The 24,561-nt window shown below is 75.3% G+C and carries 7 protein-coding genes and 2 pseudogenes; 3 read left to right on the top strand and 6 right to left on the bottom strand.

The genetic code is table 11. The features are described from left to right. Positions 1-25: 25 nt before the first annotated feature. Genes MRQ36_RS25015 through MRQ36_RS25005 form a run of 3 tightly spaced genes read left to right on the top strand, consistent with a single transcriptional unit; the run spans position 26 to position 2,299 of the window. On the top strand, positions 26-541 hold the full coding sequence (locus MRQ36_RS25015; protein WP_242799199.1) for a YceI family protein: 516 nt from the start codon (positions 26-28) through the stop codon (positions 539-541). A gap of 28 nt (positions 542-569) precedes the next feature. Continuing rightward, positions 570-1,508, top strand: coding sequence for an ABC transporter ATP-binding protein (locus MRQ36_RS25010; protein ID WP_242799198.1), 939 nt, complete (start codon positions 570-572; stop codon positions 1,506-1,508). Further along, a complete protein-coding gene (locus MRQ36_RS25005; protein ID WP_242799197.1) occupies positions 1,505-2,299 on the top strand; it encodes an ABC transporter permease in 795 nt (264 codons plus the stop codon). The genes MRQ36_RS25010 and MRQ36_RS25005 overlap by 4 nt, the downstream gene beginning before the upstream one ends. A gap of 50 nt (positions 2,300-2,349) precedes the next feature. On the opposite strand, the gene MRQ36_RS34640 is transcribed toward MRQ36_RS25005, so the two are convergent. The 6 genes and pseudogenes from MRQ36_RS34640 to MRQ36_RS34620 form a co-directional block, all read right to left on the bottom strand. Further along, the gene (locus tag MRQ36_RS34640) at positions 2,350-4,794 is read right to left on the bottom strand and encodes an alpha/beta fold hydrolase (RefSeq protein WP_374250709.1); all 2,445 of its coding nucleotides are present in this window, start codon (positions 4,792-4,794) and stop codon (positions 2,350-2,352) included. Positions 4,795-4,943: 149 nt separating this feature from the next. Beyond that, a pseudogene (locus MRQ36_RS34635) lies at positions 4,944-5,264 on the bottom strand (polyketide synthase dehydratase domain-containing protein); the annotation flags it as partial. An 86-nt stretch (positions 5,265-5,350) separates the two neighbouring features. Next, entirely contained in the window at positions 5,351-13,705 is an 8,355-nt protein-coding gene (locus MRQ36_RS24990) for a type I polyketide synthase (RefSeq protein WP_374250707.1), read from the bottom strand. A gap of 4 nt (positions 13,706-13,709) precedes the next feature. Then, positions 13,710-23,147: a type I polyketide synthase gene (locus MRQ36_RS34630; RefSeq protein ID WP_374251192.1), complete on the bottom strand. Its 9,438-nt coding sequence runs from the start codon at positions 23,145-23,147 to the stop codon at positions 13,710-13,712. Continuing rightward, entirely contained in the window at positions 23,129-23,602 is a 474-nt protein-coding gene (locus MRQ36_RS34625; protein ID WP_374251191.1) for a phosphopantetheine-binding protein, read from the bottom strand. The genes MRQ36_RS34630 and MRQ36_RS34625 overlap by 19 nt, the downstream gene beginning before the upstream one ends. 406 nt (positions 23,603-24,008) lie before the next feature. Beyond that, positions 24,009-24,422, bottom strand: a pseudogene (locus MRQ36_RS34620) (KR domain-containing protein); the annotation flags it as partial. Positions 24,423-24,561 lie beyond the last annotated feature (139 nt).

Here is a 24,561-nt window from a genome sequence, read left to right as displayed (position 1 = left end):
GCCGCGCACCGGTGCAATGGTCGGCATGGAAACCAGCCCTGAGCACACCACCACGATCCCCCAGTTGGGACGTTACGACGTCGACCCGGCCCGGTCGACGGTCCGGTTCCGCACCACCCACCTGTTCGGACTGGGGAAGGTGGACGGCACCTTCGCCGTCCGCTCCGGGACGGTGGAGGTCGCCGAGCCGCTCTCCGCGTCGCGGGTGCAGGCGGAGGTCGACGCCGCCAGCTTCAACACCGGCAGCGCCCAGCGGGACCGTACGGTCCGCTCCGCCACCTTCCTCGACACCGACCGCCACCCGGTGCTCACCTTCGTCTCCGAGCGGATCGACGAGACCTCGATCACCGGCCGGTTGACCGTCAAGGGGGTGACCGGGCCGGTGACCCTGACGGTGCGGGAGTCGGCCGGCACGGACGACGGGTTCCGAGTGGTCGCGACCACCCGGGTGGACCGGCTGGAGTTCGGGGTGACCGGATCCCGCGGGATGACCGGACGCTACCTCGACCTGACGGTGGAGGCCGTGTGCGTACGCCGCTGAGCCCGGCCGCGAACGAGGGGGTGAGGCGATGACTGACGCGGTGGTGGTGGAGGACCTGCGCCGCAGCTACGGCGCGGTCCAGGCGGTACGCGACGTGAGCTTCACCGTCGCGCACGGCGAGATCTTCGCGCTCCTGGGCCGCAACGGTGCCGGCAAGAGCACCACCCTGGAGATCCTGGAGGGCTTCCGGACCCGGGACGGCGGCCGCGCCGAGGTGCTCGGCCTCGACCCGGGCGACCGGGCCACCGCCCGGCGGCTGCGGGAGCGGATCGGGGTGGTGCTCCAGGACATCGCGGTCGAGCCCTACCTGACGGTCCGCGAGACGATCGCCCGCAACGCCGGCTACTACCCGACGCCCCGGAACGTGGACGAGGTGGTGGAGCTGGTCGACCTCGCCGGGCAGGCGCGGCGGAAGGTCCGCGACCTCTCCGGCGGCCAGAAGCGCCGCCTGGACCTGGCGCTGGGCATCGTCGGCAACCCGGCCCTGCTCTTCCTGGACGAGCCCACCACCGGGTTCGACCCGAACGCCCGGCGCGGCGCGTGGCAGCTCGTCCGCGACCTGCGCGACGCCGGGATGACCATCGTGCTCACCACGCACTACATGGAGGAGGCGCAGGAGCTGGCCGACCGGGTGGCGGTGATGTCGGCCGGCACGATCGTGGCCGCCGGCCCGACGGCCAGCCTCGGCGGACGGGACGCGGCGCTGACCCGGATCACCTTCGCGCTGCCCGACGGGTGCGCGGTGACGGACCTGCCGGTGCCCGCCACGCTGGCCGACGGGCGGGTCAGCGTCGAGTCGACGGAGCCGACCGCGACGCTGCACCAGCTCACCGGCTGGGCGTTGGGGCGCGGCACCGTCCTGGCCGGACTCACCGTCGACCGGCCGAGCCTGGAGGACGTCTATCTGCGCCTCACCGACCAGGAGGCGTCGACGCCCGCCCGAGACCTCGAAGGGAGCAGCCGGTGAGCACGGTCACCGAACCCCGGGTCGCCCGCGGCGGCGACCTGGCCCTGCTGTGGCACCAGATCCGCTACGAGCAGCTCAGCTTCTGGCGCAACCCGCAGAGCGCGTTCTTCACGTTCCTCTTCCCGGTCGTGGTGATCGCGATCTTCGGGGCCCTCTTCGGGGATGTGGGCAGCAGCGACTACTTCTACGGCCGGTCGGCGTTGCAGTACTACGTCTCCACCATCGCCGCGGTCTCCGTGCTGGGCGCCTGCTACAGCCAGCTGGCGATCGTGCTGTCGACCCGCCGGCAGAACGGAATCCTCAAGCGGGTCCGCGCGACGCCGCTGCCGACGTACATGTACTTCCTCGGGCTGCTCGCGCACTGCGTCGTGGTGAGCGTGGTGGACGTCCTGCTCATCATCGTCGTGGGCCGGCTGTACGGGGTCCGCTTCCCGGCCGTCGCCCAGTGGCCGGTGATCGCGGTGACCCTGGTGCTCGGCGCGGCCAGCTTCTGCGCCCTGGGCGTCGCGGTGGCGTCCCTGATCCGCAACGCCGAGGCCGCCCCGTCGGTGGTGCAGCTGGTGCTCTTCCCGCTGGTCTTCATCTCCGGCACCTACATGCCGATCCACTCCGAGGTGCTGACCACGGTGACCGGGGCGCTGCCGGTGCAGCCGTTCAACGAGGCCCTGCTCGGTGCGTTCACCGCGCACTCGGGGGTGCCGTGGCGAGCCTTCGTGGTGCTGCTGCTCTGGGGCGCCGTCGGCGCGGTGGTCGCGATCCGCCGCTTCCGCTGGGATCCCCGGGCGGAGTGAGCACCGGAGCTGAGCGCGGGGCCCCCGTGGTGCGAACGGGGGCCCCGCGCTCAGATCCGGCGCAGCCAGTCGTCGACCACGCCGGCGGTGGAGGCGGCCAGGTCCTCCATCATGGTGAAGTGGTTGCCGGGCACGTCGACCACCTCGTCCGCCTCGGTCCACCCGGTCTGCCACTGCTGCGGCGACAGGCCCTCGCCGCCCGGCATCGGTCGGCTGGCCCGCACCAGCAGCACCGGCGCGGTCAGCTTCGGCGGGGTCCAGTCGCCCAGCAGGTTGAAGTACCAGCTCATCGCGGACAGTCGCGCCGAGTCCATCCGGGCGAAGCTCTCCTCGCGGGCGAACATCCCGCCGAGCAACTGGTCCTCGAACTGGCCGAGCGAGTCGTCCCCGGGGACGTACGTGTCGAGCAGCGCGACCCCGGCGGCGCTCGGTCCGTCCCGGTCCAGCCGGGCCGCGGTGGCGTGCGCCAGTACCCCGCCCGAGGAGGAGCCGAGCAGCGCGAACGGATGGTCACCGACGTGTTCGCGCACCATCCGGGCCAGCAGCTCCACCAGGGCGTCGGCGGTGGCCGGCAGCGGCTCCCCCGCGGCGAAGCCGGGCACCGCCAGCGCGACGACGTCCCGGACGTCCCGGAACGCGGAGGCGAAGCGGGCGTACTGGTGCACGCCGGCCAGCGCGACCTGGGAGCTGAAGCAGACCAGCCGCACCGGTTCGGGGCCCTTGGCGAGCCGGACCGCGGTCGGCAGCTCGCGTACCTCGGCCGCGTCGGTGAAGGTGGGCCGCAGCCGGGCGACGCTCTGCAGCAGCTCGAAGCCCTCCTTGAGGCGGTGCTGCTCGCAGGCCTGCCGGAAGAGCATGCCGATGACGTCCTGGACCGGACGGGCCGGCTCCGATCCGCCCGCCGCCGGCTGGGCGGCGCTCAGTTCGGCGTCGAGGAACTCGGCCACGGCCCGCGGCGTGGCGTGGTCGAAGGTGAGGGTGACCGGCAGGGTCAGGCCGGTCGCGGTGGCCAGCGCGTTGCGCAGCTCCACCGCGGTCAGCGAGTCCAGGCCGAGTTCCAGGAAGGGCTGCTCGGGGCTCACCGCCTCGGGTGAGGGGTGACCGAGCACGCCGGCGGTGGCGGCGCGAACCACGTCGAGCACGGCCGCGCCGCGCGCGCGGCGTCCAGGTCGCGCAGCCGCCCGGCCAGCGACGGGCCGGTCCCGGTGGCGGCCCGGCGGCGGGACGGGCGGCCAGTCCGCGCAGCAGCGGGCGGGTTCCGCGCCGAGGGCGGCGGTGTCGAGCCGGACGGGCACCAGCGCGGCGGCGTCGACCCGCAGGGCCGCCTCCAGCAGCGCCATGCCCTGCTCGTCGGTGAGCGCGAGCACCCCGCCGCGCTGCATCCGGTCCCGGTCGACCTGGTCGAGGCGGCCGGCCATGCCCTGCTCCCAGGCGCCCCAGGCCAGTGCCGTGGCGGGCAGGCCGTCGGCCCGTCGCTGGTCGGCGAGGGCGTCGAGGACCGCGTTGGCGGCGGCGTAGTTGGCCTGCCCGGGGGTGCCGAAGGTGGCCGCCGAGGAGGAGAAGAGCACGAAGTCGGCCAGCGGCGCGGACCGGGTCAGCTCGTGCAGGTGCAGCGCCGCGTCCACCTTGGCGCGGAACACCGGGTCGAACCGGGCGGGGGTGAGCGAGCCGAGCACCCCGTCGTCGAGGACCCCGGCGAGGTGGAACACGGCGGTCAGCGGGTGCTGCGGCGGTACCGCCGCCAGCAGGGCGGCCAGGGCGTCCCGGTCGGCCGCGTCGCAGGCCGCCACGGTGACCTCCGCGCCGAGCGCGGCCAGCTCCGCGCGCAGCGCCGCCGCGCCGGGGCGTCCGGGCCGCGCCGGCTGACCAGCAGCAACCGGCGTACGCCCCGGGCGGTGACCAGGTGGCGCAGCAGCGGCCCGCCGAGGGCGCCGGTCGCGCCGGTGACCAGCACGGTGCCGTCCGGGTCCCAGCCGACCTCCGGCCGCTCGGGTCCGGCCACCTGGGCCAGCCGACCGGCGCGGACCCGGCCGGCGCGGATCGCGAGCTGCGGTTCGCCGGCACCGATCGCCGCCGGCAGGGCGGCGACGCTCTCCGCTGCCCCGTCGAGGTCGACCAGGACGAGCCGGCCGGGGTTCTCCGACTGGGCGGTCCGCACCAGACCCCACACGGCCGCGCCGGCCAGGTCGTCGGGGCGGTCGTCGCCGGTGCCGAGGGCGCCCCGGGTGACCACGGCGAGCCGGGTGCCGGCGAACCGGCCGTCGGCCAGCCAGGAGCGCACGGTGTCCAGGGCGGCGGCGGTGACCTCGCGTACCGCCCGGGTGGGTTCGGTCACCGGGTGGCCGGTGACGCCGACCATCACCAGGTTCGGCAGGGTCATGCCGGTGGAGACGGCGGCGGTCAGCGCCGCCAGGTCGGCGAAGGACTCGACCGCGACGCCCGCCCGGCTGAGCGGACCGGCGATGCCGAGCGCGTCCGAGCCGACCAGCACGCACCGCCCGACGGCGGCGTCGTCGACCGGCACCGGCACCGGCACCGGCACCCACTCCACCCGGAACAGCGAGTCGACGGCCGGGTGCCGGGCCGGCGCGGCCGCGAGGGGCCGCAGGGTCAGCGCGTCGACCGAGGCCACCGGGCGGCCGGCCGGGTCGACGGCGCTGATCGCGACCTCGTCGGCACCGGTGGCGGTGAGCCGGACCCGCAGCGCGGTGGCGCCCTGGGCGATCAGGTCGACGCCCCGGAACGCGAAGGGCACGAGCCGCCCGGCCGCGCCGGGCAGCAGGTAGGCCAGCCCGTGCAGCGCGGCGTCGGCGAGGGCCGGGTGCAGGCCGTACCGGTCGGCGTCGGCGCGGACCGGCTCGGGCAGGACGATCTCGGCGTACAACTCGCCGTCGCGTCGCCAGGCCGCGCGCAGGCCGTGGAAGGCGGGACCGTAGCCGACGCCGTCACCGTCGGGCGTGTCGTAGGCGCCCTCGACGTCCACCGCCAGGGCACCGGGCGGCGGCCACGGTATCGCGTCGAACGGGGTGACGTCCGGCGCGTCCGTGCTGCTCAGGGTGCCGGTGGCGTGCAGCGTCCACGGCTCGTCGGCGGCGGCGTCCACGGCACGGGAGAAGATCCGTACCCGATGGCCACCCGCGTCGTCACCCGCGTCGGTGACCACCTGGACCTGCCGGTCCCCCGCGGCGTCGAGCGGCAGCGGCGCGGCGAGGACGAGTTCGTCCACCCGGCCGCCGCCGGCGTGGTCCCCGGCATGCAGCGCCAGCTCCAGCAGCGCGGTGCCCGGCACCACCGGGGTCCCGGCCACCCGGTGGTCGGCCAGCCAGGAGGGGCTGGTCGCCGCGAGCCGCCCGGTGCAGACGGACCCGCCGTCGGGCAGCGCCACGCACGCGCCGAGCAGCGGATGACCGGCGTCGGTGAGACCGGCCGCGGCCAGGTCGGCGGGGCCGCGCCCGCGTCCGCCCAGAACCGCTGCCGCTGGAAGGGGTACGTGGGCAGGTCGACGCGGCGGGCGCCGGTGCCGGCCCAGCACGCCGACCGGTCCGGGTCGCCGTCGGCGAGCAGGCCGCCCAGCGCGGTGCCGAGGGTGGCCAGCTCGGGTCGGCCCCGGCGCAGCAGGGCTGCCGTGGTCAGCTCCGGTTCCCGGTCGCGCAGCGCGTCCTGCACGGCGGTGGCCAGCACCGGGTCCGGGCCGAGCTCGACGAAGCGGGTGACGCCGGCGGTGTGCAGGTGGGTGACCGCGTCGTGGAAGCGGACCGCCTCGCGGACCTGCCGCACCCAGTAGGCCGGCTGGTCGACCCGCGCGTCGACCTCCACCGTGGACACCAGCGGGATCCGCGGTGGGTGGTAGGTGACGGACTCGGCGACGGCCCGGAACTCGGCCAGCATCGGCTCCATCCGCGCCGAGTGGAAGGCGTGGCTGACCCGCAGCCGCTTGCCGGGCCGGTCGGCGAAGTGCGCGGCCACCGCGAGGACGGGGGCCTCCTCACCGGAGAGCACGACCGCGTCGGGGCCGTTGACCGCCGCGACGCTCACCCCGTCGACCAGCAGGGGCAGCACCTCCGCCTCGGTCGCCCGGACCGCCACCATCGCGCCGCCGGACGGCAGGGCCTGCATCAGCCGACCCCGGGCGGCCACCAGCCGGCACGCGTCGGCGAGGCTGAGCACCCCGGCGACGTGCGCGGCGGCGAGTTCGCCGACCGAGTGGCCGACCAGGTGGTCGGGGCGCAGCCCGTACGACTCCAACAGCCGGAACAGCGCCACCTGGAGCGCGAAGAGCGCCGGTTGGGCGTGGCCGGTACGGTCCAGCGGGCGGTCGCCGTCGGCCGGCTCGGTGTCGGCCCACAGCACGTCGCGCAGCGGCCGGTCGAGGTCGGCGTCCAGGTGGGCGCAGACCGCGTCGAACGCCTCGGCGAAGACCGGGGCGGCGGCGTACAGTTCGCGGCCCATACCGGGGCGCTGGCTGCCCTGCCCGGTGAACAGGTAGGCCAGCGGGCGTACGCCGGCACGGCCCCGGCCGGTCCGCGGGGCGGGTTCGTCGGCGGCGACCGCGGCCAGGCCGGCGAGCAGCTCCTCCCGGTCGGCGCCGAGCACCACGGCCCGCTGGTCGAAGACGGTCCGCGCGGTGGCCAGCGAGAAGCCGACGTCCCGCGGGTCGAGGTCGCGGTGGCGGTCCAGGTGGGCGCGGAGGACATCCGCCTGCGCCCGTACCGCGTCCTCGGTCCGGCCGGAGACCAGCAGCGGGACCAGCGGGAGCCGGCCGGCCGACGCGGTCGGCGCGGTGGGAGCGGGCGCGGGTTCCTCCAGGATGACGTGGGCGTTGGTGCCGCTGATGCCGAACGAGGAGACGCCGGCCCGGCGGGGTCGTCCGGCCGGCTGCCAGGGCACCGCCTCGGTGAGCAGCCGCACTTGCCCGGCCGACCAGTCGACCTGGTCGGTGGGAGTGTCGACGTGCAGCGTGGGGGGCAGTACGCCGTGCCGCATCGCCTGGACCATCTTGATGATCCCGCCGACGCCGGCCGCCGCCTGGGCGTGCCCGATGTTCGACTTGACCGACCCCAGCCAGAGCGGCTGGTCCGCCGGCCGGTCCTGGCCGTACGTGGCGAGCAGCGCCTGCGCCTCGATCGGGTCGCCCAGCACCGTGCCGGTGCCGTGGCCCTCCACGGCGTCCACCTCGGCGGTGCGCAGCCCGGCCCGGTCCAGGGCCTGCCGGATCACCCGCTGCTGGGCGGGGCCGTTCGGGGCGGTGAGCCCGTTGGAGGCGCCGTCCTGGTTGACCGCGCTCCCCCGCACCACGGCCAGCACCGGGTGGCCGTTGCGGCGGGCGTCACTGAGGCGTTCCACCAGCAGCATGCCGACGCCCTCGGCCCAGCCGGTGCCGTCGGCGGCGGAGGCGTACGACTTGCACCGGCCGTCGGGGGCGAGACCGCGCTGCCGGCTGAAGTCGACGAACGTGCCGGGGGTCGCCATCACCGTCACGCCACCGGCCAGCGCCAGGTCGCACTCGTCGTCGCGCAGCGCCTGGGCGGCGAGGTGCAGCGCCACCAGCGAGGAGGAGCAGGCGGTGTCCACGGTGACCGCCGGCCCCTCCAGCCCGAGCAGGTACGCGACCCGGCCGGTGGCGACGCTGCCGGCCGACCCGGTGCCGAGGAAGCCCTCCGCGCCCTTCGGCACGGAGTGCAGCCGGGCCAGGTAGTCGTGGTACATCACCCCGGCGAAGACGCCGGTGCGCCGGCCGCGCAGGGTGGCCGGGACGATGCCGGCGGACTCGACGGCCTCCCACGAGGTCTCCAGCAGCAGCCGCTGCTGGGGGTCCATCACCAGCGCCTCGCGGGGCGAGATGCCGAAGAAGGCGGCGTCGAAGTCGGCGGCGTCGTGCAGGAAACCGCCGTGCCGGACATAGCTCGCCCCGCCGGCGTCCGGGTCGGCGTCGTAGAGCCGGTCCAGGTCCCAGCCCCGGTCGGTGGGGAACGGGGTGACCCCGTCGGCGCCGGAGACCACCAGCTGCCACAGGTCGTCGGGGTTGCGTACGCCGCCGGGAAAGCGGCAGGCCATGCCGACGATGACGACCGGGTCGTCCGTGCGACGGGTGGTCCGGCGGGCGGCGGGCCGGGGCGGCTCGGCGCCGAGCAGGCGCTCCAGCAGGTGCTCGGCGACGGCGGCGCCGGTGGGGTGGTCGAAGACCAGGGTGGCGGGCAGCCGCAGCCCGGTCGCCGCGTTGAGCCGGTTGCGCAGCTCGACCGCGGTGAGCGAGTCGATGCCCAGGTCGCGGAAGGGCCGGTCGACCGGCACGTCCTGTGCGGTGTCGTGGCCGAGCACGGTGGCGGCCTGCTCGCGGACCAGGTCGCGCAGCGCGGACCGGCGGTCCTCCGGGTCCAGCGCGGCGAGCCGGTAGACGAGGGAGGCCGCCGCCACGGAGCCGGCCTCGGCGGCGCGGCGCCGGGACGGGCGGACCAGGGTCCGGAACACCGGCGGCAGGTGGTCGGCGGTGTCCCGCAGGGTGGCCAGGTCCAGCCGCATGGGCAGCACCGCCGCCCGGCCGGCCCGGGCGGCCAGGTCGAACAGGGCGACGCCGTCGGCGGTGGAGAGCGGGACGACCCCGCCGCGGGCCATCCGCCGCAGGTCGGCCTCGTCGAGGTGCCCGGTCATCCCGCTGGCCTGCGCCCACAGGCTCCAGCCGAGCGACAGCGCGGGCAGCCCGGCGTGCCGGCGGTGCGCGGCGAAGGCGTCCAGGAACGCGTTGGCGGCGGCGTAGTTGCCCTGGCCGGGGGCACCGAACGCGGCCGAGACGGAGGAGAAGAGCACGAACGCGGTCAGCGGGGCGGTGCGGGTCAGCTCGTGCAGGTTGACCGCAGCGTCCACCTTGGCGCGCAGCACCTGGCGTACCTGGTCGGGGCGGAGCGAGGTGACGGTGGCGTCGGCGAGCACCCCGGCGGCGTGCACCACCCCGGTCAGCGGCCGGTCGGCGGGCAGCGCGTCCAGCACGGCGGCGAGCGCCGCCTGGTCGGCCACGTCGCAGGCGACGACCACCGGCTGCGCGCCGAGCGCGGTCAGCTCCGCGACGAGGTCGGCCGCGCCGGGTGCCGCCGGGCCGCGCCGGCTGAGCAGCAGCAGGTGGCGTACCCCGTGGGTGGTGACCAGGTGCCGGCAGATGACCCGGCCGAGTTCGCCGGTCGCGCCGGTCACCAGCACCGCGCCGGCGGGGTCCCACGCGGGCGTGGCGGCGGCGGGGACGGTGGTGGCGGCGAGGCGGCAGCCGAGCAGCCGGCCGTCGCGGACCGCGACCTGCGGTTCGTCGGCGGCGAGGGCCTCGGCGGCCGGGCCGTCGACGAGCTGGAACCGGCCGGGGTGCTCGGACTGCGCCGACCGGACGAGGCCCCAGACGGCCGCGCCGGGCAGGTCGGTCACCGCGTCGCCGTCGACGGCGGCGACCGCGCCGGTGGAGACGAAGACCAGCCGGCTGGCGGCGAACCGTTCGTCGGCCAGCCATTGCCGGATCAGCTCCACCGCCCGCAGGACCGCGTCGTGGGTGGTCCGGGTGAGATCCGGGCCGGGCGGCGCCGCCCGGGTCAGCACCACCTCGGGTACGGGGGCACCGGCGTCGACCGCCGCCTGCAGGGCGGCGAGGTCGGCGTACCGCCGGCCGGGCAGCGCGTCGCCGCTCCGGTCGGGGCCGTCGGTGTCGGCCTCGGTGTCGAGATGGGCCGGGTCGGTCGGTGCGGTGTCCGGGGTGGGGACGGGCGTCCAGTCCAGGTGGTACAGGGCGTCGCGCGGGGTGCCGGGGTCCGCCGGGTTCGCCTCGGTGGCCATCGGCCGCAGGGTCAGCGACGCCACCTCGACCACCGGTCGGCCGGACACGTCGGCGGCCTGCACGGTCACGGTCTCCGGCCCGGTGGGGCGCAGTCGGGCGCGCAGGGCGGTGGCGCCCACGGCGTGCAGGGTCACCCCGCTCCACGAGAACGGCAGCCGGCCCGGCTCCGCGGTTCCCGGCCCGTCCGGTCCGGCGACGGCAGGGTCCGTGGTGGTGCCGGTGGCGCCGATCGCCAGGGAGTGCAGCACCGAGTCGAGCGCGGCGGGATGCAGGCAGAGCGCGTCCGGTCCGCCTGCGTGGTCGGGGAGCGCCACCTCCACGAAGACGTCGCCGTCGCGGTGCCAGGCCCGCTGGAGTCCCCGGAAGACCGGCCCGTAGCCGAGGCCGGCCCCGGCCAGCGCGTCGTACAGGCCGGTCACGTCCAGCGGCTGCGCGGCGGGCGGCGGCCACTCGGCCAGGTCGTACGCGGCGACGGGCTCGGCGGGGGCGAGCAGGCCGGTGGCGTGGTGGGTCCACTCGGCGTCCGGGTCGCCGTCGGGACGGGAGGACACCTGCACGGACCGGCAGCCGGTGCCGTCCGGGGCACCGACGAGGATCTGCAGGTGTGCCAGCCCGGTCGCGGGGATCACCAGGGGGCTGGTGATGGTCAGCTCCTCGACCCGGTCGCAGCCGACCCGCTCACCGGCGGAGAGGACGAGTTCCAGGTGGCCGGTGCCGGGGAGGACGATCCGGTCGGCCACCCGGTGGTCGGCGAGCCACGGCTGCACCTGCACCGACAGTGCGCCCAGGAGCAGCACGTCGCCGCCGCCGGCGAGCGTGATCATGGCGTGCAGCAGCGGGTGCCCGGTACGGGTCGCGCCGAGTGTCTGCGGGCCGGCGGTGAGCCGCGCGCGGGGCCAGTAGCGCTGGCGCTGGAAGGCGTAGGTGGGCAGGTCCACGCGGTGGGCGCCGGCGAGCAGCGCCGTCCAGTCGACGGGGCAGCCGTCGGCCCAGAGCCGGGCCAGGGCGGTCACGGCGGTGCGGGGTTCGGCCTGCTTGCGGTGCAGCGCCGGTACGGCCAGCACCCCGTCTCGGGTCTCCTCGATCGCGGCGACCAGGCTCGCGTCGGGGCCGACCTCCACGAACCGGGTCACGCCCAGCTCGCCGGCCTTGTCGACTGCCGCCCCGAAGGCGACAGTGTTGCGTACCTGGTCGGCCCAGTAGGTCGGGGTGAACTCCTCGACGGGTTGCCCGGTGAGGGTGGAGATGATCGGGAGCTGCGGCGCCCGCATCCGCACGGTGGCCGCGACCCGGGTGAACTCGGCGAGCATCGGGTCCATCAGCGCCGAGTGGAACGCGTGACTGACCTCCAGCCAACGGCCCTGCCGGTCGGCGAGGCCGGCGGCGACCTGCTCGACGGCTGCCCGTTCGCCGGAGACCACCACCTGGCCGGGTGCGTTGACCGCGGCGATGGACGCGCCCTCGACCAGCAGCGGGGTGACCTCGTCGATGGTCGCGCGGACCGCCCACATCGCACCACCCGACGGCAGCGCCTGCATCAACGACGCCCGCGCCGCCACCAGGCGACACGCGTCCGCCAGATCCAGCACTCCCGCCACGTGCGCGGCGGCGAGTTCACCGATCGAGTGACCGATCAGGTAGTCCGGGGTGACACCCCAGGATTCGAGGAGCCGGAACAGCGCCACCTCGACCGCGAAGAGCGCCGGTTGCGCCCAGCCGGTCTGCGCCAGGTCCGGGGCCGCGCCCGCCGAACCGGGCTCGTCCAGGTCTCCGGTGGTATCCGGTCGGTCGCGTCGCTGCGTCGGGCCGTCGACGACCTCGCGGAGCGGACGGCCCAGCAGCGGGTCCAGCTGCGCGCACACCTCGGACAGGGCCGCGTCGAAGACGGGGAACGCGGCGGCGAGGTCGCGGCCCATGCCGAGTCGCTGGCTGCCCTGGCCGGAGAAGACGAAGCCGGTGAGGCCGTTGCGGACGGTTCCGGTGACGGCGGCCGGTGCCGGCTCGTCCCTCGCCAGCGCCGCGAGGCCCGTGCGCAGCTCGTCGGCGTCCGCGCCGAGCACCACGGCCCGGTGTTCCAGGCCGGAGCGGGTGGTCGCCAGGGAGAGGGCGATGTCGGGTGCGGGGTCGGTGCCGGCGTGGGTGAGCAGGCGGTCGGCCTGCGCGGCGAGGGCGGCCGGCGTCTTCGCCGAGAGGGGCCAGGGTACGACCGGCAGCGCCGGTCCCACGCCGAAGGTCACCGGCGGTTCGGGTTCGGCGGGTGCCTCCTCGACGATGACGTGGGCGTTGGTGCCGCTGATGCCGAACGACGAGACGCCGGCGCGGCGGGGCCGGTCGTGGTGGGGCCAGGGCCGTCCGTCGGTGAGCAGTTCGACGTTTCCGGTGGTCCAGTCGACGTGGCTGGAGGGCGTGCCGACGTGCAGGGTCGGGGGCAGCGTCCGGTGTCGCATCGCCAGGATCATCTTCATCACCCCGGCCACCCCCGCCGCCGCCTGGGTGTGCCCGATGTTCGACTTGATCGACCCCAGATACACCGGCCGGTCGACGGGCCGTCCCTGCCCGTAGGTGGCGAGCAGCGCCTGCGCCTCGATCGGGTCGCCGAGTGACGTGCCCGTACCGTGCGCCTCGACGGCGTCGACCTCCGTCGCCGACACCCCCGCGTTCGCCAGGGCCTGCCGGATCACCCGCTGCTGCGACGGACCGTTCGGCGCCGTCAACCCGTTCGACGCGCCGTCCTGGTTCACCGCACTGCCCCGCACCACGGCAAGAACCCGGTGACCATTGCGGCGGGCGTCCGACAACCGCTCCAACACGAGGGCACCCGCACCCTCACCCCACCCGGTGCCGTCCGCGTCGTCCGAGAACGCCTTGCACCGGCCGTCCGACGCGAGACCACCCTGCCGGGCGAACTCCACGAACGCCCCCGGCGTGGACATCACCGTCACCCCACCCGCCAGGGCGAGACTGCACTCCCCCGACCGCAGCGACTGCACCGCCAGATGCATCGCCACGAGGGACGACGAACACGCCGTGTCGACGGTGACGGCCGGGCCTTCCAGGCCGAGGGCGTACGACACCCGGCCGGAGAGGACGCTGCCGGAGGAACCGGTGGAGGCGTACCCGTCGGTGGGTTCCCCGGAGAGCGCGAGCAGCGCCGGGTAGTCCTGGCCGTTGGTGCCGGCGAAGACACCGACGGGAGCGCCGCGCAGCGACAGCGGACCCACGCCGGCGCGCTCCAGGGCCTCCCACACCACTTCCAGCAGCAGCCGCTGCTGCGGGTCCATCACCGTCGCCTCGCGGGGCGAGATGCCGAACAGGCCGGCGTCGAAGTCGGCGACCCGGTCGACGAATCCGCCGACGCCGCCGTCGTCCTCCCAGCCCCGGTCCGGCGGGTACGGGCCGAGGGCGTCGACGCCACCGTCGAGGAGCTGCCACAGTTCCTCGGGGGACGTCACGCCACCGGGGAAGCGGCAGCCCATGCCGACGACGGCGATCGGTTCGTCGTCGGCCGCTTCGACGTCGCGGAGGCGCTGCTTCGTCTCGTGCAGTTCGAGCGTGACCTTCTTCAGGTAACCGAGAAGCTTGGCCTCGTCGCTCATCAGCTCACCGCGTCCCGATCTCGTTGTCGATAAGGGCAAAGATGTCGTCGGATGTGGCGGCTTCGATCCTGGCCGAGAGGTCGGCGTCGGTGTGAGCCTCGGGAGCGGATTCCAGGCGTTTCATGAGCTGCTGGAGGCGGGCGGTCACCCGCAGGCGGCTGAGTTCCTGGGTGGGCAGGGCCAGCAGGGTGGCTTCCAGCCGGTCCAGTTCGGTGTCGGCGTCGGGCTCGGTGTCGTCTTCTCCGGCCAGGTCGCGCAGCAGCACGTCGACGAGCGCGGTGGTCGTCGGGTGGTCGAAGACCAGCGTGGAGGGGAGTTTCAGGCCGGTCTGCGCGGCGAGGACGTTCCGCAGCTCCACGGCGGTCAGCGAGTCGAAGCCGAGGTCCTTGAAGGCGGTGCCGACCGCCACCGCGGCGGGGTCGGGGAAGCCGAGGACCGTGGCGACGTGGGCGCGTACCTCCTCGGTCAGGGTGGTCCGGCGCGCCGCGGCGGGCATCGCGGCCAGCCGCTGCCGGAGGTCGTCGGTGGGACCGGTCTCCGGCCGGGTGGCGGCGGTGGGGTGGGGCGCGACCAGGTCCCAGAACGGGTTGGCGCGCAGCGCGGTGGCGGCGGGCACGAAGCGGTCCCAGTCGACGTCGGCCACGGTGACGCAGCCCTCGCCGACGGATTCCAGCGCCCGCAGCGCGCGGTCGGGGTCCAGCGGCGTGACGCCGCCCCGGCTGACCCGGGAGAGGACGAGCTGGTCGTCGGCCATGCCGCCGTCCGCCCACGGACCCCACGCCACCGACGTACCCACCAGACCCCGGGCCCGCCGCGCCGCGATCAGACCGTCCAACGCCGCGTTCGCCGCCGCGTACGCACCCTGCCCGGCACCACCCCACACCCCGGCCGCCGACGAGAAGACGACGAACGCGTCCAACTCGCGGTCACCGCACGCCCGGTCCAGTTGCCAGGCCGCACCCGCCTTACCGGCCCACACCCCCGCCAACCCGTCGACGGACAACCCGTCGACCACGCCGTCACCCAACACACCCGCGACGTGCACCACCGCCGACACCGGCCGCGTCAACAGCTCCTCCGCCACGGCGGGGTCGCTCACGTCGGCGGCCACGACCTCCACCGTGGCACCCGAGCCGGTCAGTTCGTCCCGCAGTTCGGCCGCCCCCGGTGCCACCAGCCCTCGACGCGACACCAACACCACACCCTGGGCGCCCCGGGACACCGCCCACCGCGCCACCCGGGCACCCAGCGCGCCCGTGCCGCCCGTGATCAGGACCGTGCCACGCGGCACCCACCCCTCACCGGTGAGAGGTGCGGACACCAGACGACGGCCGAACACCACCGACCCCCGTACCGCCACCTGGTCCTCAGCACCGACGGCACCGCCTGCCGCACCCGGGCCCGCCGCCGCGACCACGTCCACGACCGCCCGCACCGCCACCGCGTCGGCGGCCACCGGCACGTCCACCAGGCCGCCCCAGCGGCCCGGCTCCTCCAGCGCCACCACCCGGCCCAGACCCCACACACCCGCGGTGAGCGGCTCCACCACGGTGTCTCCGGTACCCACCGACACCGCGCCGGACGTCGCCGTCCAGAGCCGACCCTCGACACCGGCGTCGCCCAGGGCCTGGACCAGCACCAGGGTGGCCGCGAGCCCGACCGGCATGCCGGGGAACTCGGGGTGCCCGTCCACCGCCCGGCCCAGCACCGACACCACCCGGTCGACGTCGGCGAACCCGGCCAGCCGGTCCGCCAGCACCGCCCGGTCCAGCTCGTCCGGACCCACCCGCAGCCGGCTCACCGTCACCCCACGGGACGACGCCTCGTCGGCCAGGGCCGGCGCCCACTCGTCACCGGCGAACTCCACCACCAGCCAGTGCCCGGGGACCGGCCGGTCACCGGGTACGGCGACGGGCACCCAGGACTCCCGGTAGCGGAGCCGCGCCAGCTCGGACTGTTCCCGTTGCTGCTTCTGCCAGGCCGACAGCGCGGGCAGGGTCTTGCGCAGCGGCAGTTCCACGTCCACGCCGAGTCGAGCGGCGAGCAGGTCGGCGTCTTCGCGTTCCACCGCCTCCCAGAAGGCGGCGTCGACCGTCGGGGCGGTGGTCGGCGACGCGGCGGGCCTCGGCTTCGGCCAGTAGCGCTGGTGCTGGAAGGCGTACGTGGGCAGGTCGACGACGCGCGCGCCGGTGGGGGCGAGGAGCGCGGCCCAGTCGACGGTGCCGCCGTCGGCCCAGAGCCGGGCGAGGGCGGTGACGGCAGTGGCCGGTTCCGGCCGGTCCCGGCGCAGCATCGGTACGGCGAGCACGCCGTCGCCGCTGTCGGCGACCGCCCCGACGAGGCTGGCGTCGGGGCCGACCTCCACGAACCGGGTGACGCCCAGTCGGGTCGCCCGGTCGACGGCTGCGGCGAAGGCGACGGTGCCGCGCACCTGGTCGGCCCAGTACGACGCGGTGAACTCGGTGATCGGCTCTCCGGTGAGAGTGGAGACGATCGGGATGCGGGGTCGGCGCATCGGCACGGTGCCGGCCACCCGGGTGAACTCGGCGAGCATCGGGTCCATCAACGCCGAGTGGAACGCGTGACTGACGGTCAACCAGCGGCCCTGCCGCTCGGCCAGACCGGCCGCCACCTGCTCCACGGCCTCCCGGGTCCCGGACACGACGACCTGACCCGGGGCGTTGACCGCCGCGATGGACGCGCCCTCGACCAGCAGCGGGGTCACCTCGTCCACGGTCGCGCGGACCGCCCACATCGCACCACCCGACGGCAACGCCTGCATCAACGACGCCCGCGCCGCCACCAGGCGGCACGCGTCCGCCAGGTCGAGGACACCCGCGACGTGCGCGGCGGCGAGTTCACCGATCGAGTGACCGATCAGGTAGTCAGGGGTGACACCCCACGATTCGAGGAGCCGGAACAGCGCCACCTCGACGGCGAAGAGCGCCGGTTGCGCCCAGCCGGTCTGCGCCAGGTCCTGCGTCGCGTCCGTCGCATCGGGCCGCTCGTCCGGCGCACCGGATCCGGTCTGTTCCGCTGCGGCACTCGACCGGTTCGGCTGGTGCGCCGAGCCGTCGATCAGGGCGCGCAGTGGGCGGCCCAGCAGCGGGTCGAGCTGGGCGCACACCTCGGCCAGGGCCGCCTCGAAGACCGGGAAGGCGGCGGCCAGGTCGCGGCCCATGCCGAGTCGCTGGCTGCCCTGCCCGGAGAAGACGACACCGGTCAGGCCGTCGCGGGCCGCACCCGACACCACGCCGGTCGACGGGGAACCGTCGCCGGCCAGCAGCGTGAGTCCGGCCCGGAGCTCGTCGGCGTCCGCGCCGAGCACCACGGCGCGGTGTTCCAGGCCGGAGCGGGTGGTGGCGAGCGACAGCGCCACGTCGGCCGGGGCCGGGTCGTCGGCCAGGGCGGTGAGGAGTCGCCGGGCCTGCGCCGCCACGGCACCGCGGGTCTTGGCCGAGACGGGCCAGGGCAGCACGGGCAGCACGGCGACGCCGTCGGTGGTGCTCGTCGACGGCTCGTCGGCGGGCGCTTCTTCCAGGATGAGGTGGGCGTTGGTGCCGCTCAGACCGAACGCGGACACCGCCGCCCGACGTGGCCGCTGCTCGACCTCCCACTCCCGCTGCTCGGTCAGCACCTCCACATTGCCGGTGCTCCAGTCGACGTGTGTCGACAGCGTGCCCACATGCAGGGTCGGGGGCAGCGTCCGGTGCCGCAGCGCCAGGATCATCTTCATCACCCCGGCCACCCCCGCCGCCGCCTGGGTGTGCCCGATGTTCGACTTGATCGACCCCAGATACACCGGCCGGTCCGCCTCACGACCCTGCCCGTACGTGGCCAGCAACGCCTGCGCCTCGATCGGGTCACCCAACGACGTGCCCGTGCCGTGCGCCTCGACCGCGTCCACGTCCGCCGGGCTCAGGCCGGCGCTGGCGAGGGCCTGCCGGATCACCCGCTGCTGCGATGGACCGTTCGGCGCGGTCAACCCGTTCGACGCACCATCCTGATTCACCGCACTCCCCCGCACCACCGCGAGGACCCGGTGACCATTGCGGCGGGCGTCGGACAACCGCTCCAACACCAACACACCGGCACCCTCACCCCACCCGGTGCCGTCCGCGTCATCCGAGAACGCCTTACAGCGGCCGTCACCAGCGAGACCACCCTGCCGGGCGAACTCCACGAACGCACCGGGGGTGGACATCACCGTCACCCCACCCGCCAGGGCGAGACTGCACTCCCCGGACCGCAGGGACTGCACCGCCAGATGCACCGCGACGAGAGACGACGAACACGCCGTGTCCACCGTCACCGCCGGCCCCTCCAGACCGAGCGCATACGACACCCGACCCGACAACACACTGCCGGACGAACCCGTCGCTCCGTACCCGTCGGTCGACTCCCCGGTCAACGCGAGCAGCGCCGGGTAGTCCTGGCCGTTGGTGCCGGCGAAGACACCGACCGGGGCACCGCGCAGCGACAGCGGACCCACCCCGGCGCGCTCCAGCGCCTCCCACACCACTTCCAGCAGCAGCCGCTGCTGCGGATCCATGCTCAACGCCTCACGCGGCGAGATCCCGAACAGGGTCGCGTCGAAGTTCGCGGCCCCGTCGACGAAGCCACCGACCGCCGCGAAGCCGTCCTCCACCTGCCAGCCCCGGTCGACCGGGAAGTGGCCCATCGCGTCGACGCCGCCGGAGAGCAGGTCCCACAGGCTCTCCGGAGACTCCACACCGCCGGGGAATCGACACCCCATGCCCACCACCACGACCGGGTCACCGTCGACGACGGTGGCGGGCACCTCGACGGCGGTCCGGCTGTCCTCGCCGCCGGAGAGCTCGTCCATCAGGTGTCCGGCGAGTGCGGTGACCGACGGGTAGTCGTAGACGAGGGTCGAGGGGAGCTTCAGTCCGCTGGCGACCGAGAGGGCGTTGCGGAGTTCGACGGCGGTGAGGGAGTCGAAGCCGAGGTCCGTGAAGGGCGCCGACACGTCGACCCCGGTGGGATCGGCGAAGCCGAGGACCGTGGCAACCCTGGCGCGCACCAGGTCGGTGAGGGACACCCGCAGTGCCGTGCCGGAGAGTCCGGCGAATGCACCACCGGCCGGGGTGGGCGTGGTGGTGGCCGTGGCCGGGCCGGCCGGTCGGGGGGCGATCCGGTCGAACAGCCGGCTGGGGCGGGCCGCGGTGACGGCGGGTACGAGGCGGTCCCAGTCGACGTCGGCGACGGTGACGCAGCCGGTCACGGCGCCGAGCAGGGTGACGGCCGTGTCGGGGTCGAGTGGGGTCATGCCGCCCCGGTCGAGTCGGGACCGGACGAGGTCGTCGTCGGCCATGCCGCCGTCCGCCCACGGACCCCACGCCACCGACGTACCCACCAGACCCCGGGCCCGCCGCGCCGCGATCAGACCGTCCAACGCCGCGTTCGCCGCCGCGTACGCACCCTGACCGGCACCACCCCACACCCCCGCCGCCGACGAGAACACCACAAAGGCGTCCAGGTCCCGGTCACCGAACGCCCGGTCCAACTCCCACGCCGCACCCGCCTTACCGGCCCACACCCCCGCCAACCCGTCGACCGACAACCCGTCGACCACGCCGTCACCCAACACACCCGCGACATGCACCACCGCCGACACGTCACGACCCGACAGCTCCTCCACGGCCCGCCCGTCGGCGACGTCGGCGGCCACCACCTCCACCCGCGCGCCCGCCGCGGTCAGCTCGTCCCGCAACTCCACCGCACCCGGTGCCGCCAATCCCCGACGCGACACCAACACCACAGCCTCGGCGCCCCGCGACACCACCCACCGCGCCACCCGGGCACCCAACACCCCCGTGCCACCCGTGATCAGGACCGTGCCACGCGGCACCCACCCCTCACCGGTGAGAGGTGCGGACACCAGACGACGGCCGAACACCACCGACCCCCGTACCGCCACCTGGTCCTCACCACCGACGGTACCGCCTGCCGCACCCGGGCCCGCCGCCGCGACCACGTCCACGACCGCCCGCGCCGCCACCGGGTCGGCGGTTGCCGGCACGTCCACCAGGCCGCCCCAGCGGCCCGGCTCTTCGAGGGCCACCACCCGGCCGAGACCCCACACACCCGCCGCGAGGGGCGCGGTCACCGCCTCGCCCGGACCGACCGACACCGCACCCGAGGTCACCATCCACAGCGGACCGTCGATGCCGGCGTCGCCTGCCGCCTGCACCAGGACCAGCGTCGCCGCGAGACCCTGCGGCACTCCCGGGTACCCGTCCACGGCCCGGCCGAGCAGCGACACCACCCGGTCGACGTCGGCGAACCCGGCCAGCCGGTCCGCCAGCACCGCCCGGTCCAGTTCGTCCGGACCCACCCGCAGCCGGCTCACCGTCACCCCACGGGCCGACAACTCACCCGCCAGCACCGGCGCCCACTCGTCACCGGCGAACTCCACCACCAGCCAGTGCCCGGAGACCGGCCGGTCCCCGATCACGACAGGCGTCCAGGACTCCTGGTGGCAGAGCCGCTGGATCGCGGCCCGCTCGCGGCGTTCGCGCTGCCGCGCGGAGAGGGCCGGAAGGGTGTCCCGCAGCGGCAGTTCGGCGTCCACCCCCAACTCGGCGGCGAAGAGTTCGACGTCGCCGCGTTCCAGGGCGTCCCAGAGTTCGGCGTCGACCGGGTCGACGGCGGGGCGGGTACGGGTGCCCTCGGGGTTCTCCATCCAGTAGCGGTCCCGGGCGAAGGGGTAGGTCGGCAGGTCGACCAGGGCCGCCCCGGTGGGGGCGAAGAACGCGGCCCAGTCGACCGGGCACCCGTGGACCCAGAGCCGGGCGAGGGCGGTCACGGCGGTGGCCGGTTCGGCCTGCCGGCGGTGCAGCATCGGCACCACCAGCGCGTCGGTGCGGGTCTCCTCGATCGCGCCGACGAGGCTCGCGTCGGGGCCGAGTTCCACGAACCGGGTGACGCCGAGTTCGGCGGCCCGGCCGACGGCCGTCCCGAAGGCGACGGTTCCCCGCACCTGGTCCGCCCAGTAGGTCGGGGTGAACTCCTCGACCACCGCGCCGGTCAGCGTGGAGACGATCGGAATGCGCGGCTTCCGCAGCTCCACCGTGCCGGCCACCCGGCTGAACTCGGCCAGCATCGGATCCATCAACGCGGAATGGAACGCGTGACTCACCGTCAACCAGCGGCCCTGCCGCTCGGCCAGACCGGCCGCCACCTGCTCCACGGCCTCCCGCGTCCCGGACACCACCACCTGACCGGGCGCGTTCACCGCCGCGATCGACGCACCGTCCACCAGCAACGGGGTCACCTCGTCCACGATCGCGCGGACCGCCCACATCGCACCACCCGACGGCAGCGCCTGCATGAGTGACGCGCGTGCCGCGACCAGGCGGCACGCGTCCGCCAGGTCCAGCACGCCCGCGACGTGGGCGGCGGCGAGTTCACCGATCGAGTGACCGATCAGGTAGTCCGGGGTGACACCCCAGGATTCCAGGAGCCGGAACAGCGCCACCTCGACCGCGAACAGGGCCGGCTGCGCCCAGCCGGTCCGGCCCAGGTCGTCGGCGGCGGTGTCGATGACCTGTCGCAGCGGGCGGTCCAGCAGGGTGTCGAACTGCGCGCACACCTCGGACAGGGCCGACTCGAACACCGGGAACACCCCGGCCAGGTCGCGGCCCATGCCGAGCCGCTGGCCGCCCTGGCCGGAGAAGACGAACGCCAGCCGGTCCCGGGACCGGCCGCTGCGGGCGGCGGTGCCGCGTACCACGAGGGCGGAATCCGTACCGGCGGCGACCTGGTCCAGGCCGGCGAGCGTCGCGGCGTGGTCACCGGCGACGACGACCGCGCGGTGGTCGAACGCGGCGCGGCCGGTGGCGAGCGTACGGCCGATGTCGCCCGGGTCGAGGTCGGGCCGGGCGGCCAGCGCGGACCGCAGCCGCGCGGCCAGTACGGGCAGGGTGTCCTCCTGCCGGGTCGACAGCGGCACCGGTACGACGGGCAGCGGGGCCCGGTCGGTGGTCTCCTCGTCGGCCGGCGCCTCCTCCAGGACGACGTGCGCGTTGGTGCCGCTGATCCCGAACGACGACACCCCGGCCCGGCGCGGCCGGTCGCCGCGCGGCCACGGCTGCGCCTCGGTGAGCAGCCGCACCTGACCCGCCGACCAGTCGACGTGCGACGACGGGGTGCCGACGTGCAGGGTGCGGGGCAGCGTCCCGTGCCGCAGCGCGAGGACCATCTTCAGCACCCCGGCGACCCCGGCGGCGGCCTGGGTGTGGCCGAGGTTCGACTTGACCGACCCCAGCCAGAGCGGCCGGTCGGCGGGGCGGTCCTGCCCGTACGTGGCCAGCAGGGCCTGCGCCTCGATGGGGTCGCCGAGGGTCGTACCCGTGCCGTGGGCCTCGACCGCGTCGACCTCGGCGGCCGACAGGCCGGCGTTGGCGAGCGCGGTCCGGATGACCTGCTGCTGCGACGGGCCGTTCGGGACGGTCAGGCCGTTCGACGCGCCGTCCTGATTCACGGCGGTGCCGCGCACCACGGCGAGGATCCGGTGCCCGGCACGGCGGGCGTCGGAGAGGCGGCCGAGGACGACCAGGCCGACGCCCTCGGACCAGCCGGTGCCGTCGGCGTCGTCGGAGAACGCCTTGCAGCGGCCGTCGACGGCGAGGCCCTGCTGGCGGCTGAACTCCAGGAACATGCCGGGCGTCGACATCACGGTGACGCCGCCGACCAGGGCGAGCGAGCACTCCCCGGAGCGCAGCGACTGCACGGCCAGGTGCATCGCGACCAGCGACGACGAGCAGGCCGTGTCGACCGTCACGGCCGGACCCTTCAACCCCAGGGTGTACGCGATGCGGCCGGACGCGACGGCCATCGAGTTGCCGGTGAGGAGGTAGCCCTCGACGCCCTCGGGCAGCGCGGTGAGGTGCGAGCCGTAGCCGGTGGAGGCGGCGCCGACGAAGACGCCGGTGCTGCTGTTGCGCAGCGAGTGCGGGTCGACGCCGGCGTTCTCGAACGCCTCCCAGGCGCTCTGCAGCAGCAGCCGCTGCTGCGGGTCCATCGCGAGGGCCTCGCGGGGGCTCATCCCGAAGAACGCCGGGTCGAACTGCGTCGCGCCGGGCACGAAGCCGCCCCGGCTGGCGTACGTGGTGCCGGCCTGGCCGGGGTCGGCGCTGTAGAGCCGCTCCAGGTCCCAGCCCCGGTCGGCGGGGAAGCCGCCCATGGCGTCGCCCTCACCGTCGAGCAGCCGCCACAGCTCCTCCGGGGTGTCCACCCCGCCGGGCAGCCGGCAGCTCATGCCGATGACGGCGATGGGTTCGCTGCTGGCCGCCTCGAGATCGCGCAGCCGCCGGTGGGCCTGCCGCAGGTCGCCGGTGACCTTCTTCAGGTAGCCGAGCAGCTTCTCGTCGCCGCCGCCGCGCACATCCCGGTTCTCGCTCAAGACGCCCCACCAAATTCGCTGTCGATCAGGTCGAAGAGCTCGTCGGCCGTGGCCGAGGAGAAGTCGTCGTCGGTTCCGCCGTCGTCGTCCTGGTCCACCGGGACGCCGACCCCGGCCCACCTGGCGGCCAGGGCCTGCAGGCGCCGGCTCACCACCGCGTCGACCGCGCCGCCGGCGGCGAGCCGGTCCAGTTCGCGTTCCAGCCGTTCCACCTCGCGCAGCGCGGCGGTCTCCGACCCCGTCGGCTGGTCCGCGTCGGGCGCGGCACCCGCCTCGGGGGCGAGGGCGGTCCACAGGTGCTCGGCCAGCGCGACGGGGGTCGGGTAGTCGAACACCAGCGTGGCGGGCAGCCGGGTGCCGGTCGCCGCGGTGAGCCGGTTGCGCAGCTCGATCGCGGTGAGCGAGTCGAAGCCGAGCGCGTTGAACGCCTGCTCCGCCTCGATGTCGTCGGCGCCGGCGCGGCCGAGCACCGCCGCCGCCTGCCCGCAGACCAGCTCGACCAGGTGGTCGACGCCGTCGACGCGGGACAGGCCGCGCAGCTGGGCGGCCAGTCCGCCCGCCGGGGCCGCGCCGGTCGGCGCGGCGGCGGCAGTCCGGCAGGCCGGGCCGGCGGTGAGGCCGCGCAGCAGCGGCGGCCGTGCCGGCGCCGAGCACGGTCGGGTCCAGCCGCATCGGCAGCAGGGCCGCGTGGTCGACGGCGAGCGCCGTGTCGAACAGGGCCATGCCCTGCTCCTCGCGGAGCGGCCGGAGGCCGGCCTGCGCCATCCGGGCGAAGTCCGTCTCGGTGAGGTGGCCGGTCATGCCCCGGTCGGCGACCCACGGCCCCCAGGCCAGGGCGACCGCGGGTACGCCCCGCTGCCGGGCCCAGCGGGCGAAGGAGTCGACGAAGGCGTTCGCGGCGGCGTAGTTCGCCTGCCCGGCGCCGCCGAAGGTGCCGGCCGCCCCGGAGAAGAGGACGAAGGCGGCCAGGTCGGCGTCGCGGGTCAGCTCGTACAGGTGGAGGGCGGCGTCCATCTTGGGGCGCAGGGTGGTGTCGAGACGGGCGGGCGTGAGCGCCGGGATGACCCCGTCGTCGACCACCCCGGCGACGTGCACCACGGCGGTGAGCGGGTGGTCGGCCGGGACGGTGTCCAGGGTACGGGCCAGGGCGTCCCGGTCGGCCGCGTCGCACGCCTCGACGCGGACCTGCGCGCCCAGCCCGGTCAGCTCGGCGACCAGCTCGGCGGCGCCGTCGGCGGTGGCGCCCCGGCGGCTGGTGAGCAGCAGGTGCCGCACGCCGTGCCGGGTGACCAGGTGCCGGGCCACGTACCGGCCGAGGCCGCCGGTGCCGCCGGTGACCAGCACGGTGCCGGCCGGGTCGAGCGGCACCGGCATGGTGAGGACCACCTTGCCGACGTGCTTGGCCTGGCTGACGTGCCGGTACGCCTCG

Origin of the sequence: Micromonospora sp. R77 (assembly GCF_022747945.1) — a bacterium.
GTDB lineage: Bacteria > Actinomycetota > Actinomycetes > Mycobacteriales > Micromonosporaceae > Micromonospora.
The sequence above is the reverse complement of the archived record's forward strand: the minus strand, read 5'-3'. Positions and strand labels throughout refer to the sequence as shown.

Excerpts from the sequence above, each read along its gene's own strand:
- MRQ36_RS25010 (WP_242799198.1), top strand. The coding sequence starts at position 570 with ATGACTGACGCGGTGGTGGTGGAGGACCTGCGCCGCAGCTACGGCGCG.
- MRQ36_RS24990 (WP_374250707.1), bottom strand. The coding sequence starts at position 13,705 with ATGAGCGACGAGGCCAAGCTTCTCGGTTACCTGAAGAAGGTCACGCTC.
- MRQ36_RS25015 (WP_242799199.1), top strand. The coding sequence starts at position 26 with ATGGAAACCAGCCCTGAGCACACCACCACGATCCCCCAGTTGGGACGT.